General features: G+C 74.6%; 15 protein-coding genes. 6 read left to right on the forward strand and 9 right to left on the reverse strand.

The features are described 5' to 3' along the window. The first annotated feature begins 27 nt into the window (after nucleotides 1-27). Nucleotides 28-195 (forward strand): hypothetical protein, encoded by a 168-nt coding sequence (locus ACI8AK_RS11555; protein WP_387991213.1) that lies wholly within the window; start codon nucleotides 28-30, stop codon nucleotides 193-195. A 345-nt stretch (nucleotides 196-540) separates the two neighbouring features. On the opposite strand, the gene ACI8AK_RS11560 is transcribed toward ACI8AK_RS11555, so the two are convergent. Beyond that, the gene (locus tag ACI8AK_RS11560) at nucleotides 541-870 is read right to left on the reverse strand and encodes a hypothetical protein (protein WP_456956334.1); all 330 of its coding nucleotides are present in this window, start codon (nucleotides 868-870) and stop codon (nucleotides 541-543) included. A gap of 65 nt (nucleotides 871-935) precedes the next feature. Between ACI8AK_RS11560 and ACI8AK_RS11565 the strand changes: the two genes are divergently transcribed. Together ACI8AK_RS11565 and ACI8AK_RS11570 are read left to right on the forward strand one after the other, a co-directional pair. Continuing rightward, entirely contained in the window at nucleotides 936-1,418 is a 483-nt protein-coding gene (locus ACI8AK_RS11565) for a hypothetical protein (RefSeq protein ID WP_456956336.1), read from the forward strand. Continuing rightward, nucleotides 1,415-2,437 (forward strand): hypothetical protein, encoded by a 1,023-nt coding sequence (locus ACI8AK_RS11570; RefSeq protein ID WP_456956338.1) that lies wholly within the window; start codon nucleotides 1,415-1,417, stop codon nucleotides 2,435-2,437. Before ACI8AK_RS11565 ends, ACI8AK_RS11570 begins: the two co-directional genes overlap by 4 nt. 48 nt (nucleotides 2,438-2,485) lie before the next feature. On the opposite strand, the gene ACI8AK_RS11575 is transcribed toward ACI8AK_RS11570, so the two are convergent. Then, entirely contained in the window at nucleotides 2,486-4,363 is a 1,878-nt protein-coding gene (locus ACI8AK_RS11575) for a hydantoinase B/oxoprolinase family protein (RefSeq protein WP_456956340.1), read from the reverse strand. Then, nucleotides 4,360-6,435 (reverse strand): hydantoinase/oxoprolinase family protein, encoded by a 2,076-nt coding sequence (locus tag ACI8AK_RS11580; RefSeq protein WP_387991208.1) that lies wholly within the window; start codon nucleotides 6,433-6,435, stop codon nucleotides 4,360-4,362. The genes ACI8AK_RS11575 and ACI8AK_RS11580 overlap by 4 nt, the downstream gene beginning before the upstream one ends. A gap of 255 nt (nucleotides 6,436-6,690) precedes the next feature. On the opposite strand from ACI8AK_RS11580, the gene ACI8AK_RS11585 reads away from it, so the two are divergent. Beyond that, on the forward strand, nucleotides 6,691-7,551 hold the full coding sequence (locus ACI8AK_RS11585) for a GGDEF domain-containing protein (RefSeq protein WP_387991205.1): 861 nt from the start codon (nucleotides 6,691-6,693) through the stop codon (nucleotides 7,549-7,551). Between the two features lie 64 nt (nucleotides 7,552-7,615). Here ACI8AK_RS11585 and ACI8AK_RS11590 read toward each other — a convergent pair whose 3' ends face one another. Continuing rightward, nucleotides 7,616-8,044, reverse strand: coding sequence for a DUF1707 SHOCT-like domain-containing protein (locus ACI8AK_RS11590; protein WP_387991202.1), 429 nt, complete (start codon nucleotides 8,042-8,044; stop codon nucleotides 7,616-7,618). 56 nt (nucleotides 8,045-8,100) lie between these two features. Further along, nucleotides 8,101-8,514, reverse strand: a complete 414-nt coding sequence (locus tag ACI8AK_RS11595; RefSeq protein ID WP_456956342.1) for a MarR family winged helix-turn-helix transcriptional regulator — start codon at nucleotides 8,512-8,514, stop codon at nucleotides 8,101-8,103. Between the two features lie 63 nt (nucleotides 8,515-8,577). On the opposite strand from ACI8AK_RS11595, the gene ACI8AK_RS11600 reads away from it, so the two are divergent. Then, complete coding sequence (locus ACI8AK_RS11600) at nucleotides 8,578-10,425, forward strand: ABC transporter ATP-binding protein (protein WP_456956343.1); 1,848 nt, start codon at nucleotides 8,578-8,580, stop codon at nucleotides 10,423-10,425. Nucleotide 10,426: 1 nt separating this feature from the next. Here ACI8AK_RS11600 and ACI8AK_RS11605 read toward each other — a convergent pair whose 3' ends face one another. The 4 genes from ACI8AK_RS11605 to ACI8AK_RS11620 all read right to left on the reverse strand — a co-directional run bounded on the left by ACI8AK_RS11605 (nucleotide 10,427) and on the right by ACI8AK_RS11620 (nucleotide 14,772). Then, nucleotides 10,427-11,545 (reverse strand): winged helix DNA-binding domain-containing protein, encoded by a 1,119-nt coding sequence (locus ACI8AK_RS11605; RefSeq protein ID WP_456956345.1) that lies wholly within the window; start codon nucleotides 11,543-11,545, stop codon nucleotides 10,427-10,429. A gap of 54 nt (nucleotides 11,546-11,599) precedes the next feature. Next, nucleotides 11,600-12,430: an SDR family oxidoreductase gene (locus tag ACI8AK_RS11610; RefSeq protein ID WP_387991190.1), complete on the reverse strand. Its 831-nt coding sequence runs from the start codon at nucleotides 12,428-12,430 to the stop codon at nucleotides 11,600-11,602. 46 nt (nucleotides 12,431-12,476) lie between these two features. Next, nucleotides 12,477-13,403 carry a diguanylate cyclase domain-containing protein gene (locus tag ACI8AK_RS11615; protein ID WP_387991187.1) on the reverse strand — a complete coding sequence of 309 codons (927 nt, stop codon included), beginning with the start codon at nucleotides 13,401-13,403 and terminating at the stop codon, nucleotides 12,477-12,479. Nucleotides 13,404-13,554: 151 nt separating this feature from the next. Further along, nucleotides 13,555-14,772 (reverse strand): EAL domain-containing protein, encoded by a 1,218-nt coding sequence (locus ACI8AK_RS11620; protein ID WP_387991184.1) that lies wholly within the window; start codon nucleotides 14,770-14,772, stop codon nucleotides 13,555-13,557. Nucleotides 14,773-14,923: 151 nt separating this feature from the next. Between ACI8AK_RS11620 and ACI8AK_RS11625 the strand changes: the two genes are divergently transcribed. Beyond that, on the forward strand, nucleotides 14,924-15,559 hold the full coding sequence (locus ACI8AK_RS11625) for a dihydrofolate reductase family protein (protein ID WP_387991182.1): 636 nt from the start codon (nucleotides 14,924-14,926) through the stop codon (nucleotides 15,557-15,559). Nucleotides 15,560-15,573: the final 14 nt, after the last annotated feature.

Genomic DNA, 15,573 nt, shown 5'->3' on the forward strand with positions numbered 1-15,573 from the left:
ACGCGACGACGACCAGGGAGGCCGACCATGACCGAGGTGCCGGGCACCGACCGCGAGCAGGCCGAGGAGCAGGTGCTGGAGGAGACGCCGATCCGGCCGGAGGGCGTCGAGGAGGACACCTCCACGCAGGGCGACGAGGGCCAGACCGGCGACAGCGCCAAGCCGGGCGCCGGCAGCACCGACCCCGTCACCTGAGCGAGGCCCTGCTGCGGGGACGCACCGTTCGCACGCTCGCGGCGGGTCCCCGCAGCAGGGTGACCGGGCGTGCCGAGGACTGCGGACGGTGGTCGCGCGCGAGCAGTAGGTCCCTTGACCGCCCACTGGGGGGCGGCAACGGTGGTCACCGTCAGTCCCGGCTTCGGCCGCAGGAGGTCACCATGACCTGCGCCGCTCGAATCCGCTTCCTCCTCGGCGTCCTCCTGGCGGTCCTGCTCGTCGCCTGTGGCGGCGGGTCGACGACCGCGTCCGAGGAGACGCCCCGGACCCAGCCGTCGCCCACCCACGGGAGCGGGCGGACTGAACAGTCGACCCCGGGCACCTCTACCCCAGCTCCCGCACCCGGCACAGGACCGGACGCGTATCCGGGATCCCCGTCCGATCCGGGATCTCCGTCCGATCCGGGATCTCCGTCCGATCCGGGCACCGATCCCGATCCCGGCCCACACACCGAGACGGCACCCGCTCCGGCACCCGCTCCTGCGCCTGCTCCGGCTCCTGCGCCTGCTCCGGCTCCTGCGCCTGCTCCGGCTCCTGCGCCTGCTCCGGCTCCTGCGCCTGCTCCGGCTCCTGCGCCTGCTCCGGCTCCTGCGCCTGCTCCGGCTCCTGCGCCTGCTCCTGCTCCTGCTCCTGCTCCTGCTCCTGCTCCGTCACCCGAGGAGCCCTCACGCGCTGGCGCGCCCTATGAGATAGACCCGTTCGACCAGGTCGAGGGCGACGTGTTGACCTTCTTGGACGACCAGGTCGCGAGCCGCTGCGATGGCTCGCCGACCGGGGGGCCGGACTGCCTCGTCATCGACGAGAAGCCCGAGCGGCTGGCGCAGGGGCTCAGAGACGTCTGTTGGGTCGCGAGTTTCACCCTCACGCATCCCGACCCGGGGCAACCGGCGGTGGGGCCGAACGGGCAGGTCGCTCGAGGCACCACGGTGACCGTGCAGACGAAGTGCATCGAGGTCTTCGGCGCGATGAGGGGCAAGACCCTGACCGAGTTCGACGCGGAACTGACAAGGCGCTGCGGCGACTCAGCGAACACCGCCGGTTGTCTCCTCGTGACCGAGTCCCCACCGGTGGACCCAGCGGAACGGTCCACCTGCACGGTGGACACGTTGGCCTACACGCCCGAGGAGACGGCCGTGCCCGGACAGATCGCGGTGTTGGAGCGAGGGACCGTGGTGACCGTGGTGACCCTCTGCGGCGGATGAGGGCGTCACCCCCCAAGCCTGGTGGGTCGCGCCCCTCGGGGAACCGACGCCAGCGACGCGGGGGCGGCACGCCATCGACGCCGCGTCCGGGCCAGTCGTCGCCCACCGGCAGCGGGGCGAGCCCCGAGTCGGCGGAGGTCCTCCCGCGTCTGCTAAAGCTCGCCGGCGCCATCGTCGCACCGACGACTCTGCTCACCGGGCTGCTGTTCTACTTCGGCCGGCTGCACATCACCGGGTTCTTCCGCTACCTGCGCGTCAACTTCACCACGCTCGACCTGACGGTGAACGACTACCTGATCCGCAGCGCAGACGGACTCTTCCGCCCCCTCGCCGCTGTCACGGTGTTCGGGTTGCTCGCGCTCGCCGTCAATCGGGTACTGGTGGAACGACTCGGCCCCAAGGTGCGCCGCAGGGTGCTCAGGGTGGCCATTCCGATCGCCGCCCTGTTCGGCGTCCTGTGCCTCATGGTGGCCGTCGCGGACGCTGCCCAGACCGGTCCGCTGCTCGCGGCCTACCCGGAAGCCGGGGGCCTGGGACTGAGCGCAGGTGTGCTCCTGCTGGCGTATGTCGTCCACTTGTCACGCTCGTCGAGGCGGCCGAGGGCCCTCGGCGGCGCCCGCGTAGCAGAGACGACCGTGCTGGCGGAGTGGGGACTGGCATTCCTGCTGTTCAGCATCGGGCTCTTCTGGGCGGTCGGCAGCTATGCGATCGCCGTGGGCACGGGGAGGGCTCAGCAGTTGGTCGCAGACTTGCCCGCGGCGGCCGACGCCGTCCTCTACAGCGAGCAGTCCCTGCGGCTGGCCGTCGCCGGGGTGACCGAGGTGCGCTGCCTCGACCCGGAGGCGGCCTATCGGTTCCGTTACGACGGACTCAAACTGGTGCTGCAGTCGGGAGACCAGTACCTGCTTCTGCCGGCCGGGTGGACACGTGAGAACGGGACCGCCGTCCTCGTCCCCCGGAGCGAGTCAGTGCGGCTGGAGTTCGCGCCCCCGGGGCAGCAGCGGCAGCCCGTCTGCTGAACGCCGCTGCTCGTGCTCTGCCCCCGATCGGGGGCAGAGCACGAGCGCTCAGAGGAGGTCGAACTCGTTGGACGTCGCGCCGCCGGAGAGCAGCGCGTAGCCGGGGCCGCGGTCGAAGAACGGCTCGTCCCCGGTGCGGGCCGCGCGCATCTCGTCCCGCAGTACGGCGGTGGCAGCCTCGTCGGCCGACCCGTCCTCGAGCACGATGACGCCGTAGTCCTCGCGGGCGCCGGAGACGCTCACCTTGCGCCAGGCGACGTCGCGGAGGACCTCCTCCACGGGCCGGTCCAGCGGGTCGCCCCAGCCGCCGCCGCCGGTGGTGCGGATCCGCACCACCGTGCCGGCCGGCAGCGGTTCGGCGTCGGCCAGCGCGTCGACGTCGTGCTCGTCGGGGCCGCCGGGGTCGACGGTCACCTGGAACGGCCGTCCCGCGCGACCGCCGTTGACACCCCAGCAGGACAGGATCGAGCGGTCGGCGATCGACATGAAGTGCGCGTCGCGCAGCACCCGGATGTGCTTCTCGTAGCCGCAGCCGCCGCGGTACCGGCCCGGGCCGCCGGAGTCCAGCGCCAGGCCCAGCCGCTCGACCCGCAGCGGGAAGCGGGACTCGGTGAACTCGGTCGGCAGGTTCCGCGAGTCCGGGACGACGTGGATGGTGTCCTCGCCGTCGGCGTAGTACCGCCCGCCCGAGCCGCCGCCGAGCACCTCGCGCATGAGGTAGGGGTTGCCGTCGAGGTCGGTGCCGTAGACGCCGGTGTAGCGGATCGTCTCCTGGTCGGCGGGCATCCGGCCGCCGGTGGCCTTGGCCAGCACGCCGGCCAGCACGCCGAGCAGCCGCAGGATGACGAACGTCCGCGCGTTGGTGGGCGCCGGGAAGACCGGCGTGAGCAGCGTGCCCTTCTCGGGGAAGCGCATCTCGATCAGCGGGACGACGCCCTCGTTGACGTCGAGCTCGGCCATCCGCTCGGGCGTCTCGGCGAGGTTGCGCAGGATCGGCGCCAGCCACTTCTTGAGGAAGTTGCCGTCGGCGTAGTCGCCGCAGTGGTTGATCGGGCCCTTGGCCTGCGGGCCGGTGCCGGTGAAGTCGATGACCAGCGGGGTCTCCCGCGTGGAGTCCATGGTCAGCGTGATCCGCTGGCGGTGGAGCTTGGGCTCCTCGACGCCGTCGTGCTCGGCGTAGTCCTCCCAGACGTAGGTGCCGTCGGGGATCTGCGAGAGGATCTCCCGCCGGTAGACCTCGGTGGAGTTGGCCAGGATCGCGTCGAAGCAGGCCTCGACGGCGGCCACGCCGTACCGGTCGAACAGCTCGCCCAGGCGCCGGGCGCCGGCCAGGCACGCGGAGCACTCGGCGTCGAGGTCGGCGGCCAGCGAGTCGGGCATCCGCGAGTTGCGGGTCATGATCTTCAGGGCCGACTCGTTCGGCACGCCGCGGTCCCACAGCTTGATCGGGGGGACCATCAGGCCCTCCTCGTACACGCTGGTGGCCGCGCTCGGCATGGAGCCGGGCACCGCGCCGCCGATGTCGTCGTGGTGGCCGAACGCCTGGATGAAGGCGACCACCCGGGGCTCGCCGGTCTCCGGGGGGGCCGCGAACACCGGGACGGTCACGCACAGGTCGGGCAGGTGGCCGATCCCGCCCTCGGACAGGTAGACGTCGTTGTGGAAGAAGACGTCGCCGACGTTCATGGTCTCGATCGGGTAGTCGCGCACCACCGGGTGCACGAGAGCCGAGTACGAGCGGCCGGTGAGCTTGCGCAGCTGCCGGTCGTGGATGCCGGCGCGGAAGTCGTGGGCGTCGCGGATCATCGGCGAGCGCGACGTGCGCCCGATGGAGGTCTCGACCTCCTTCTCGATCGCGGCCAGCGTGCCGGCGACGATCTCGACGAGGACCGGGTCGGCCTCGATCGTGCCGTTCTGGAGGCTCATCGGTCCGACTCCTTGGTGAGCAGCAGGTTGCCGTAGGCGTCGACGGTGGCGGCGAAGCCGGGGTGGACCGGGACGGTGGAGCCGAACTCCTCGACGATCGCCGGGCCGCTGACCACGTCGCCGGCGCCCAGCCGGGTGCGGTCGTAGGTCGGGGTGTCCACCCAGTCGTCGAAGAACACGCGGCGCGACCCCGTGACGGCCCGGTCCGTCCCGCCCTCCCGCTCGGGCAGCCGGACGATGTCCGGGCGGCGGATCGGCCCGATGCCGCTGACGCGCAGGTTGACCCACTCGACGGCCTGGCGCGGGTCGTCGGCGAAGTCGTAGCCGTAGAGCCGGCGGTGCGCGGCGTGGAAGGCCTGCGCGACGTCCTCCGCGGCGGCGCGGTCGAGCTCGCCGTCGGCCACCGGGACGCGGACCTCGAACGCCTGGCCCACGTAGCGCAGGTCGGCGGTCCGCTGCATCCGCTGCTGGTCGCGCCCGAAGCCCTCGCCGTCCAGGGCGGTCCGCGCCTGCGCCTCGAGGTCGCCGAAGACCGCCTGCACGCGCGCCAGGTCCAGGTCGAGGTGCTTGGAGACGACGGTCTGCACGTAGTCGTTGCGGACGTCGACGGTGAGCAGGCCGAACGCGCTGACGTTGCCCGGGTTCGGTGGCACCAGCGTGCGGGGCAGGTTGAGGACGTCCATGAGCCGGCAGGCCAGCAGCGAGCCCGAGCCGCCGAACGTGGTGAGCGTGAAGTCGCGGACGTCGAGGCCCCTGGCGACGGTCACCTGGCGCAGCGCGTTGGCCTGGTTCCAGGCGGAGATCTCCAGGATCCCGGTCGCGGTGCGCTCGAGGTCCATGTCGAGCTTCCCGCCGAGCCGCTGGAGGCCCTCGCGCGCGGCCTCGACCGACAGCGGGATCTCGCCGCCGAGCAGGTGCGGGGGGATCCGGCCGAGGACGACGTGGGCGTCGGTCACCGTGGGCTGGTCGCCGCCACCGGGGTAGCACATCGGGCCGGGGTCGGCGCCGGCCGACCTCGGGCCGACCTTGAGCGTGCCCTCGGGCGACAGCCAGGCGATCGAGCCGCCGCCCGCGCCGACGGTGACGACGTCGATCATCGGGATCTTGCTCGGGTAGTCGCCGACCGAGCCCTCGGTGGTCAGCGCCGGCTCGCCGTCGACGACCACCGTGACGTCGGTGGAGGTGCCGCCGCCGTCGCAGGTGAGCACCCGGTCGAAGCCCGCCGTCCCGGCGATGAGCGCGGCACCCAGGGCGCCGGCCGCGGGGCCGGACAGCATCGTGGTGATCGGCTGGTGCACGACCTCGCCGGCCGACAGCACGCCGCCGTTGCTCTTCATGACGTAGAAGGGCACGCCCGGCGCGATCTCGTCGAGCCGGGTGCGGATGTTGGTGACGTAGGCGCCGACCCTCGGCTTCACGGCGGCGTCGACGAGCGTGGTCACCGAGCGCTCGTACTCGCGGTACTCGCGCAGCACCTGCGAGCTGATGCTGACGACGGCGTCCGGGTGCTCCTCGCGGATCACGTCGAGCATGCGGCGCTCGTGGGCGTCGTCCGCGTAGGCGTGCAGGAAGCAGACGCCGATGGTGGTGATGCCGGCGTCGCGGAAGAAGCGGGCGGCGGCGCGGGCGTCGTCCTCGTCGAACGGCCGGACCTCGGCGCCGGTGTGGTCCAGCCGCCCGCGCACGGTGCGCACCAGGTCGGCCGGGACGATCCGCGGCGGCTTGACCCAGAAGTAGCTGTTGCCGTAGCCGTCGGGCACCGACTGGCGGGCGATCTCGAGCACCGACTCGTAGCCCTCGGTGGTGACGAACCCGATCCGGTCGAGCCGGCCCTCGAGCAGCTGGTTGGTGGCGACCGTCGTCCCGTGGCTGACCGCCGTCACCGCGGAGCCGTCCAGGCCCATGAGGCCGAGCACCTTGCGGACGCCGGCCAGGAAGCCCTCGGCGGGGTCGGCCGGGGTGGACGGCGTCTTGGTGGTCGTCGTCCGGCCGGTCTCCTCGTCGACGGCGACGACGTCGGTGAACGTGCCCCCGGTGTCGATCCCGATCCGCACCCGGCGCGCCGCTGCCATGGGTCGATACCTTAGCGCTGAGGGATCTCGGCGGGAAGGGACGCGCGGCCAGTCGGGAGACCGTGTCGGGGGACGGTGAGCGATCCGGGGCGGTCGCGGAACCGGACGGTCCGGGACCGTACCGATCGACGGTTGTCGGCAGGTCGTGTTGTGATCGCCTGTGCGGGGCGCCCGGTCCCGCCGGCGCGGGGAGGGAGGGGCCCGGGGTGCACGGCGGCTGCGGGGACGGCTCCTCCGGGGTCCGGTAGCGACCGGGTGGACGCCCGGCTGGCGCACGAGTTCGTGGAGGGCACCGACGCCCTCGTCTGCGTCGTGGACGGGGAGGGCCGCATCCTGCTCGCCAACCCGGCGCTGCAGCGGTTCACCGGGCGGACCCTCGACGAGCTGGTGGGACGCTCGTTCGCCGACGTGTGGGTGGTGCCGGAGCACCGCGCCCTGGCCGTGGACGCCGTCGGGCGGGCCGTCGCCACCGGCCGGGCGTTCCCGCAGGAGGGCGACTGGCTGACCGCCGACGGCACCCGCCGCCTGATCTCGATGCAGAACAACGTGCTCACCGGCGCCGACGGCCGCCCCTACGCGGTCGCGTGCGTCGGCATCGACGTGACCGACCAGCGGCGGCGGGAGGCGGTGCTGTCGGAGCGGGCGCGCACCGACCGGCTCACCGGGATCCTCAACCGGGGCGCGTTCTTCGAGGAGCTGACCGCCCGCCTGGAGCCGGCGGCCGACCGCGACTGCGGGGTCCTGTTCTGCGACCTCGACGGGTTCAAGGTGGTCAACGACGTGCACGGGCACGCCGTGGGCGACGCGGTGCTGGTCGAGGTCGCCGCCCGGCTGTGTGCGGAGGCCGGACCCGACGGGGTCGTCGCCCGGTTCGGCGGGGACGAGTTCGTGGTCCTGCGCCCCGGCTGCGACGAGACCGCGCTCGACGACCTCGCCGCCGCGGTGCGCGAGCGGGTCGGCGCGCCGGTGCCCACCGCGGCCGGCCCGGTGGTGGTCGGCGTCAGCGTCGGCGGGGCGCTGGGCCGGCCCGGCGCCGCGCCGGACGAGGTCATCGCCCGGGCCGACCGCGCGATGTACGGCGCCAAGACCCGCCAGCGCCGCCGCTCCGAGCGGTGAGGGACACCGTCCCTCCCGCCACTCGCAGGCACGCGGCGAGCCTCCGGACGGGGCCGGACGAGCCCTATCCCCTGGGCCGGCCGATCCCGGTGGCGTAGAGGACGGCGAGGACCGCGCCGGACGGGGCGAACCAGATGAACCACGGGTAGGCGGGGTCGCCGTTGCCGAGGGAGACCAGCAGCCAGACGACGACGTTCACCGCCACCGCGGCCGCCCACACGGTGGTGAGCACCCGCATCGCCGTCCCGCCGCCGGTGTCGGAGAACACCCGGTGCCGCGGCGCCGGGGGCGGCGGGGACGGCGGCTCGGGCAGGTCGCGGGTGGTCCGCTCCAGCTCGCCGCGGGTGCGGGCGGCCCAGACCGCCGCCACCCGCTCGTCGAACTCGTGCAGGTCGAGCTGGCCGGCGCCGACCGCCCGGTGCAGCCGGTCCTGCACCGCCCTCCGCTCGACGTCGGAGACCCGCAGTTCCTCGGCCCGCACCGGCTCGCCCATGCGCCCGATCGTGGCACCGCCGGACGCCCCGCGGGGTCCGTCGAGCGGTGGACCGTTCACTCCGCGACGGCGCGCAGCAGGCGGGCCAGCTCCGCGCGCTCGGCGGCGGACAGCCGGGCGAACAGCTCACGGGTGTCCGCGCGGCGGGCGGCGTCCACCTCGCCCTGCACCCGGCGCCCGTCGGCGGTCGCCCGCAGCAGCACGGCGCGGCGGTCGGTCGGGTCCGGCGTGCGCTCCACCAGGCCCCGCTCCTGCAGGGCGTCGGCCACCTCGGTCGCCGAGCGGGGCGCGATGTGCAGCGCCTCGGCCAGGTCGGACAGCCGCACGCCCTCCTGGAGGACCACCACGCGCAGGGCCCGCGCCTGGTGAGGGGACAGCGCCCACGGGGCCAGGACGTCCCGCCAGCGCCGGCGCTGGGTGCGGGCGGCGCGCATCACCAGCTCGCCGAGCTCTGCGCCCTCGTCGTCCACGGGGGAATGCTACCGATGACAGTGTGGTTACCGGAACGTGAGGTAGCCTCAGCAACCACGGAGGTGGTCACCATCGAGGAGACGGGGAGTGGACGCGGGAGGGGCGGGTCCGGGCGGACCGTCGACCCCGCGGACCGGGCGCAGCTGGAGCGCGCGCCGGTCTCGCTGCGCCGGGTCGCGGCGCTGTTCCGCCCGTACCGCTGGCAGGTCGGGACCGTGGTGGCGCTCATCGTCGCCTCCTCGGTCGTCGCGCTGGCGACGCCGTTCCTCGTCCGGCTGGTCATCGACGAGGCCCTGCCCCGGCAGGACGTGCGGCTGCTGGTCCGGGCGGTCGCCGGCATGGTGGCCGTCACCGGGGTGACCGCCGTCCTCGGCGTCGTGCAGACGTGGCTGTCCACGACCGTCGGGCAGCGGGTCATGCACGGCCTGCGCACCGCCGTCTTCAGCCACCTGCAGCGCCAGTCGCTGGGCTTCTTCACCCGCACCCGCGGGGGAGAGGTGCAGTCGCGGCTGACGAACGACATCGGCGGCATGCAGTCGGTGGTCACCTCGACGGCGACGTCGCTGGCGGCCAACGCCACCACCGTCGTCGGCACGGTGGCCGCCATGGTGGCGCTGTCCTGGCGGCTGTCCCTGCTCTCCCTGGTCGTGCTGCCGCCGGCGATCGCGCTGACCCGCAAGGTGGCGCGGATGCGCCGCGCGGTCACCGCCCAGCGACAGCGGCACCTCGCCGACCTCCACGGCCAGGTCGAGGAGGGGCTGTCCGTGAGCGGCGTGCTGCTGGGGAAGACCCTCGGCGCCGGCCCCGCCGCCTCGCGCCGGTTCGCCGCGACGTCGGCGGACCTGGTCGGCCTCGAGGTGCGCTCGCAGCTGGCCGGCCGCTGGCGGATGGCCTCGATGAGCGTCGTGTTCGCCGGGATCCCCGCGCTGGTCTACCTGTTCGCCGGGCTGCCGGCGACCTCGGGCGGCATGACCATCGGCACGCTGGTCGCCTTCACCGCGCTGCAGGGGACGCTGTTCCGCCCGCTCATGGGCCTGCTCGACGTCGGCGTCTCGGTCACCAGCTCGATGGCGCTGTTCAGCCGGGTGTTCGAGTACCTGGACCTGCCGGTGGAGATCGACGACCCGGCGTCCCCGGTCGAGCTGGACCCGGCGGCGGTGCGCGGCGAGGTCCGCTGGGGGGGCGTGGACTTCACCTACCCCGACGGCGCCCGCTCGGCGCTGGCCGGCGTCGACGTCGCCGTCCCCGCGGGCACGACGCTGGCGCTGGTGGGCGAGACCGGCTCGGGGAAGTCGACGATGGCCTCGCTGGTCGCCCGGCTGGCCGACCCGACCGCCGGCCGCGTGACGATCGACGGCGTCGACCTGCGCGACCTGCGGCTGGCCACGCTCGCGCAGGTGGTCGGCGTCGTCTCGCAGGAGACGTACCTGCTGCACGCCACGGTGCGGGAGAACCTGCGGCACGCCCGGCCCACCGCGACCGACGCCGAGATCGAGGCCGCCGCCCGCCGCGCCCAGGTGCACGACGTGATCGCCGCGCTGCCCGACGGCTACGACACCGTCGTCGGCGCCCGCGGGCACCGGTTCTCCGGCGGGGAGAAGCAGCGGCTGGCCATCGCCCGCACGCTGCTGCGCGACCCGCGGGTCCTGGTGCTCGACGAGGCCACCAGCGCCCTGGACACCGCCACCGAGCGGGCGGTGCAGGCGGCGCTGGACGAGGCGCGCCGTGGCCGGACGACGATCACGATCGCGCACCGGCTGTCCACGGTGCGGCACGCCGACCGGATCGTCGTCCTCGAGGCCGGCCGGGTGGTGGAGTCCGGCACGCACGCGGAGCTCGTGGCCCGCGGTGGCCGCTACGCGGGGCTGGTCGCCGCCGGCGACGCCGCCGACGACCTGCTCGCCGCCTGACTCAGGCGGTCTCCACCGCCTTCAGCGGGACGCCGCGGAAGGCGGCCAGCCGCTCCGCCTGCTCCTCGATCCCGGCCCGGGCGGCGGGGGAGAGGCGGGTCCACGGCTCGACGGCGACGGTCAGCGTCCTCCCGGCCGTCCGTGGCCGCCAGACGCCGGCGATCCCGCCGTCCGCGAGCACCGCGCCGGGCCGGCCGAGCACCGGCCACATCGCCTTCCGGTGGCCGGCGTCGGGGACCAGCGTCCCGCGGTCGCGGGCCTGCAGGAACAGGTCGAAGGGGCCGAGCAGGCGCACGCCCCGGGGCGTCGGCGCACCCAGCCGGCCGGCGTCGTCGGCCGGCAGCCAGCGGCGCTGCCCGTCCACCTCCACCTCGACGACGTCGTCCGGCCAGTGCGCCTTCACGTCCTCGACCGGCGCGTCGAGGTAGCCGGCCACGTGCTGCGGCGTCGCCGGCCCGAGCAGGTGCAGGTACGCGCGGACGACGTCGAGCCGGTCGGGGACGGTGTCCTCCGGCGCGAGGCCGGGCACCGGCTGCAGCACCGGCGGGGAGGTGCCCGGCTGCAGCTCCAGGCCGGCCCGCAGCGCGGCCAGGCGGAACGGCTGCTCGTAGAGGTGTACCGCGTCGCAGGGGCGGCAGTACCGGTTGTAGGGGCCGGGGCCGGGGCCGGGGCCGGGGTCGCCGTCGCGGGCCAGGGCGTCGGACACCGCCCGCGACACCTCGCCCTTGACCGTCGGCGCGGTCACGATCTCGCGCATCCGCCCGGCGATGGTGTCCAGGGCGGTGAGCACGGGGATGCCGGCCGCCTTGAGCGGCCTCGCGGCGTCGTGGACGCGCTTGGCGGCGTCGGCCTCGGAGAACGGCGCGGTGACCGCGGCGACGGCGGGCAGGTCGGCGCGGCGGTACAGGTGCGGGGCGCCGCGCAGCGTCCACGCGGTGGCCAGCTCCGCGTCGTCCGGCACGACGCCGCGGATCGCCAGCGCCCACAGGCCGCCATCGGGCCCGGTGTCCTGGACGCCGAGGTCGAGGACGGCGGTGTCGGCGGCCGTCCCGGCGTCGCGGTCGAGCTGCTGGGTGGTGACGCGGTACGCGAGGACGTCGTCGGCGGTCGCGGTCGGCACGCCGCGGACCCTAGGGCCGGCCGGGGACGGACGGTCCGTCCCCGGCCGGGGAGGTCAGTCGCGCCGGCCGTGCGCGGCGACCGACAGCGGCTCCCAGCGCCGCCACTCGGCGAGCCGGGACTCGTAGTCGCGGGTGGCGATGGCGAGCGGGCCGTCGCCGAGGAACACCCGCAGCGGCGGCTCGTCGGCGTCGACGAGCTGCAGGACGGCGTCGCGGGTGGCGACGGGGTCACCCGGGTTCCCGGCGCGGGCCCTCCGCTGCTCGGCGGCCTTCTCGCGGAAGGCGTCGTAGGCGGGGAGGGGCTCGGCGTGCCTCGCCGACGAGCCGCCCCAGTCGGTGCCGTAGGCGCCCGGCTCGATGATCGTCACCCTGATCCCGAAGTCGGCGACCTCGGCGGCCAGCGACTGGCTGAACGCCTCGAGCGCCCACTTGGAGGCGTTGTAGACGCCGATGTTCGGGAAGGCGCTGATGCCGCCGATCGAGGAGACCTGCAGGACGTGCCCGGAGCCCTGTGCCCGCATGACCGGCAGCGCGGCCTGGGTGATCCACAGCGCGCCGAACAGGTTGGTCTCGAACTGGGCGCGGGCCTCGGCCTCGGAGACCTCCTCGATCATCCCGAACTGGCCGTAGCCGGCGTTGTTCACGACGACGTCGAGGCGGCCGAACCGCTCGGCGACCTGCCGGACGGCGGCGACGCCGGCCTCGCGGTCGGTGACGTCGAGCCGCAGCGGCAGGACGGCGTCGCCGAAGCGCTCGACGAGGTCGTCGAGGGCGGCGGTGTCCCGCGCGGTGGCCGCGACGGAGTCGCCGCGCTCGAGGGCGGCGATCGCCCACTCGCGGCCGAAGCCGCGGGACGCGCCGGTGATGAACCAGGTCTTGGGCATGCCGGCGACAGCGCCGCCGCGGGACGGGGTGTTCCCGGCCGGGAGGTCAGCGCCGGCCGCGGCGGACGCTCTTCACGCCGTACATGGCCATGTCGGCGCGGTTCATGACGGTGTCGGGGTCGTCGCCGGGGCCGCCGGTCGCCGTCCCGGTGCTCACGCCCACCCGGACCTCGCCGTCGGCGACGTCGAACGGCTCCCGCACCGCCGCCTCGATCCGGTGGGCCCGGGCGGCGGCCGCGCCGGGGTCGATGCCCCGGGAGACGACGACGAACTCGTCGCCGCCGAGGCGCGCGACGACGTCGTCCGGGCCGGCGAGCGCGCGCAGCCGCCCGGCGACGGCGACCAGCAGCCGGTCACCGGCCGCGTGCCCGAAGCGGTCGTTGACCGCCTTGAAGCCGTCGAGGTCGCAGAAGACCAGGCTGCACCCGTCGCCGGTCTCGACGTGCAGGCGGGCGGCGAGGACGGCGAACAGCGCGCTGCGGTTGGCCAGGCCGGTCAGCGGGTCGGTGACCGCCTGCTGCCGCACCTGCGCCTCCCGCTCGCGGTGCGCGGTGACGTCGATGCCGATGAAGGCGACGGCGTAGGGGGTGCCGTCGGCGCGGGTCAGCACGCTGGTCTGCAGCTCGACGCGGCGCTGCCGGCCGTCGCCGGTGCGCCAGTCGACCTCGCCGGGGATCGCCGGCCGGCCGGACAGGACCATCGCCACCGCGGCGCGGGCCAGCTCGACCTCCTCCGGGAGGGTCACCACCTCCCAGAACGGGACGCCGACCAGCTCGGCGGCGCTGCGGCCGGTGAAGCGCTCGAAGGCGGGGTTGGCCAGCAGGACCCGCCCGTCGCCGTCGCAGACGAGCACGAGGGCCGCCGTCGCCTGCACGGCCGCGCGGGCCAGGCCGTCGAGGGCGGTGGGGGTGACGGAGACCGTCGCCGTCCGCGGGGTGCCGCCGGACGGGGACGGCCGTCGGGATGCGTGCACGGTCGATCTCCTCGGGAGGGTTCTGTCCCCTCTTCATCGGCTCGGGGGACCGGTTGCTCGCGCGCGCATCCCCCGTCGGGGGTGCCCGCGCCCTTGGTGGTGGCGTGCTCGACGGCCGCACCCGCTGCGCCGGCCGCCCGGCGCCTGAGGGTCAGGCGGGCTGGTGCTCCGCGGCCCGGGGCGCGGGGACGGCGGGGCCCACCGGGGACAGCGCCTCCGGCGGGCCGGGGCGGCCGTAGTACCAGCCCTGGCCGAGGTCGACGCCCAGGTCGCGCAGCCGGACGGCCTCCTCCGCCGTCTCGATGCCCTCGGCGACCACCGTCACGCCGCAGCCGTGCCCGAAGGTCACCAGCGACTCGACCAGCTTGGACAGCACCGGGTCGGTGTCCAGGCCGCTGACGATGCTGCGGTCCATCTTGATGACGTCGGGGTCGGTCACCACGATGTGCCGGAGCGAGGAGAAGCCGGCGCCGACGTCGTCGATGGCCAGCCGCATGCCGGCCGCGCGGAAGGGCACCAGCGCGGTGGTGAGCGCGTCGTAGTCCTCGACCGGGTCGTGCTCGGAGAGCTCGAGCAGGACGCGGTCGTGGGGCAGGTCGCCGAGCAGCGTGGCGAACCCCGGGGTGAGCAGGGTCTGCGGGGACACGTTCATCGCCACGTAGCCGCCGACCCGGTCCAGGTGGGCGGCCGCGCCGCGGAGGGCGAGCAGCTCCACCTCGGAGCCGCGGCCGACGCTGTGGGCCTCCTCGAAGACGACGTCGGGCCCCTTGCCCCACTCGCGGGGGAAGCGGCTGAGCGCCTCGGCGCCGACGCGGGCGCCGGTGACCAGGTCGACGATCGGCTGCAGGACGACGTCCGGGCCGCCCGCGGCGACCAGCGGGTCGAGCCGGCCGTCGATGTCGTCGCGGCGCTGCCGCTCGCGGACCTCGGGCTCGATGATCACCGACGCCGCCGACGCGAGGACCTGCATCAGCGCCTCGTCGCGGCGGGTGAGCTCCTTGTCCGAGGTGAAGCCGAAGGCGCAGAAGGTGCCGTAGAGGCTGCCGTCGGAGAGCGTGACCGGCGTCGAGACGTAGCTGCGGATGCGGGGGATGCGCGCCGAGGGCAGCGACATCGCCAGCGGGTAGCGCGTCACGTCGTCGATGACGGCGGGCAGCTCCCCGTCGAGGATCGCCTGGCAGAACGAGGTGTCCTGGGCGATCTGCGCCTTCTCCCGCACGAGCACCGGCACCCGGGTGTCGACCACCTCCAGGTGCTGGGTGGTGCCGTCCAGGCGGCTGAGGAACGCCACGCTCATGTGCAGCGACGTGCGAGCCGTCCGCAGCAGGTCGGCGATCTGCTGCTCGGCGTCGGTGCGCTGACGGGTCATCGGGTGCTCCTCGTCCGGTGGGGGTGACGACCTCCCATCGGCGCCGGTCGTGCACAACTGGAGCGGGCCCGACGGGACTCACCCGGACCGATGAGTCCCGGCGCCGCCCGCCGTCTGCACCTCCGACCGCACCACCCCGGAGGAGAGACCGATGCGCCCGCTCACCGTCACCACGTTCCTGACCCTCGACGGCGTCACCCAGGCCCCCGGCGGGCCGCAGGAGGACCCGTCCGGCGGCTTCCCCTACGGCGGCTGGCTGGTGCCCTTCGCCGACGAGGCGATGGGGGAGCAGATGGACGCCTGGTTCCGTCCGGCCGAGGACTTCCTCCTGGGCCGGACGACGTACGAGATCTTCGCCGCGCACTGGCCGCACGTGGACGCGACCGGTGACCCGGTGGCCCAGGCGCTGCAGACGAAGACCAAGCACGTCGCGTCCCGGACGCTGACCTCGCTGGAGTGGTCCACCGCCCGGCTGCTCGGCACCGACGTGCCGGCCGCCGTCCGGGAGCTCAAGGCCGCCGACGGCGGTGAGCTCCAGGTGCACGGCTCGATCGGGCTCGTGCAGACGCTGCTGGCGGAGGACCTGGTCGACGAGCTGCGCACCATCGTCTTCCCGGTGGTCCTCGGCACGGGCAAGCGGCTGTTCGAGGGCGGCGCCGCGCCGCGCACCTGGGAGCTGGTCTCCTCGACGACCACCTCGACCGGCGCGGTGATGACCGCCCACCGGCGCACCGGCGAGGTGGCCACCGGCTCCTTCGCGCTGGAGGACGCGGACACCACGGTTTGACATCCGTACTCACG

The organism is Geodermatophilus sp. SYSU D00867 (assembly GCF_054050315.1).

Excerpts from the sequence above, each read along its gene's own strand:
- ACI8AK_RS11625 (WP_387991182.1), top strand. The coding sequence starts at position 14,924 with ATGCGCCCGCTCACCGTCACCACGTTCCTGACCCTCGACGGCGTCACC.
- ACI8AK_RS11620 (WP_387991184.1), bottom strand. The coding sequence starts at position 14,772 with ATGACCCGTCAGCGCACCGACGCCGAGCAGCAGATCGCCGACCTGCTG.
- ACI8AK_RS11575 (WP_456956340.1), bottom strand. The coding sequence starts at position 4,363 with ATGAGCCTCCAGAACGGCACGATCGAGGCCGACCCGGTCCTCGTCGAG.
- ACI8AK_RS11580 (WP_387991208.1), bottom strand. The coding sequence starts at position 6,435 with ATGGCAGCGGCGCGCCGGGTGCGGATCGGGATCGACACCGGGGGCACG.
- ACI8AK_RS11610 (WP_387991190.1), bottom strand. The coding sequence starts at position 12,430 with ATGCCCAAGACCTGGTTCATCACCGGCGCGTCCCGCGGCTTCGGCCGC.
- ACI8AK_RS11555 (WP_387991213.1), top strand. The coding sequence starts at position 28 with ATGACCGAGGTGCCGGGCACCGACCGCGAGCAGGCCGAGGAGCAGGTG.
- ACI8AK_RS11570 (WP_456956338.1), top strand. The coding sequence starts at position 1,415 with ATGAGGGCGTCACCCCCCAAGCCTGGTGGGTCGCGCCCCTCGGGGAAC.
- ACI8AK_RS11590 (WP_387991202.1), bottom strand. The coding sequence starts at position 8,044 with ATGGGCGAGCCGGTGCGGGCCGAGGAACTGCGGGTCTCCGACGTCGAG.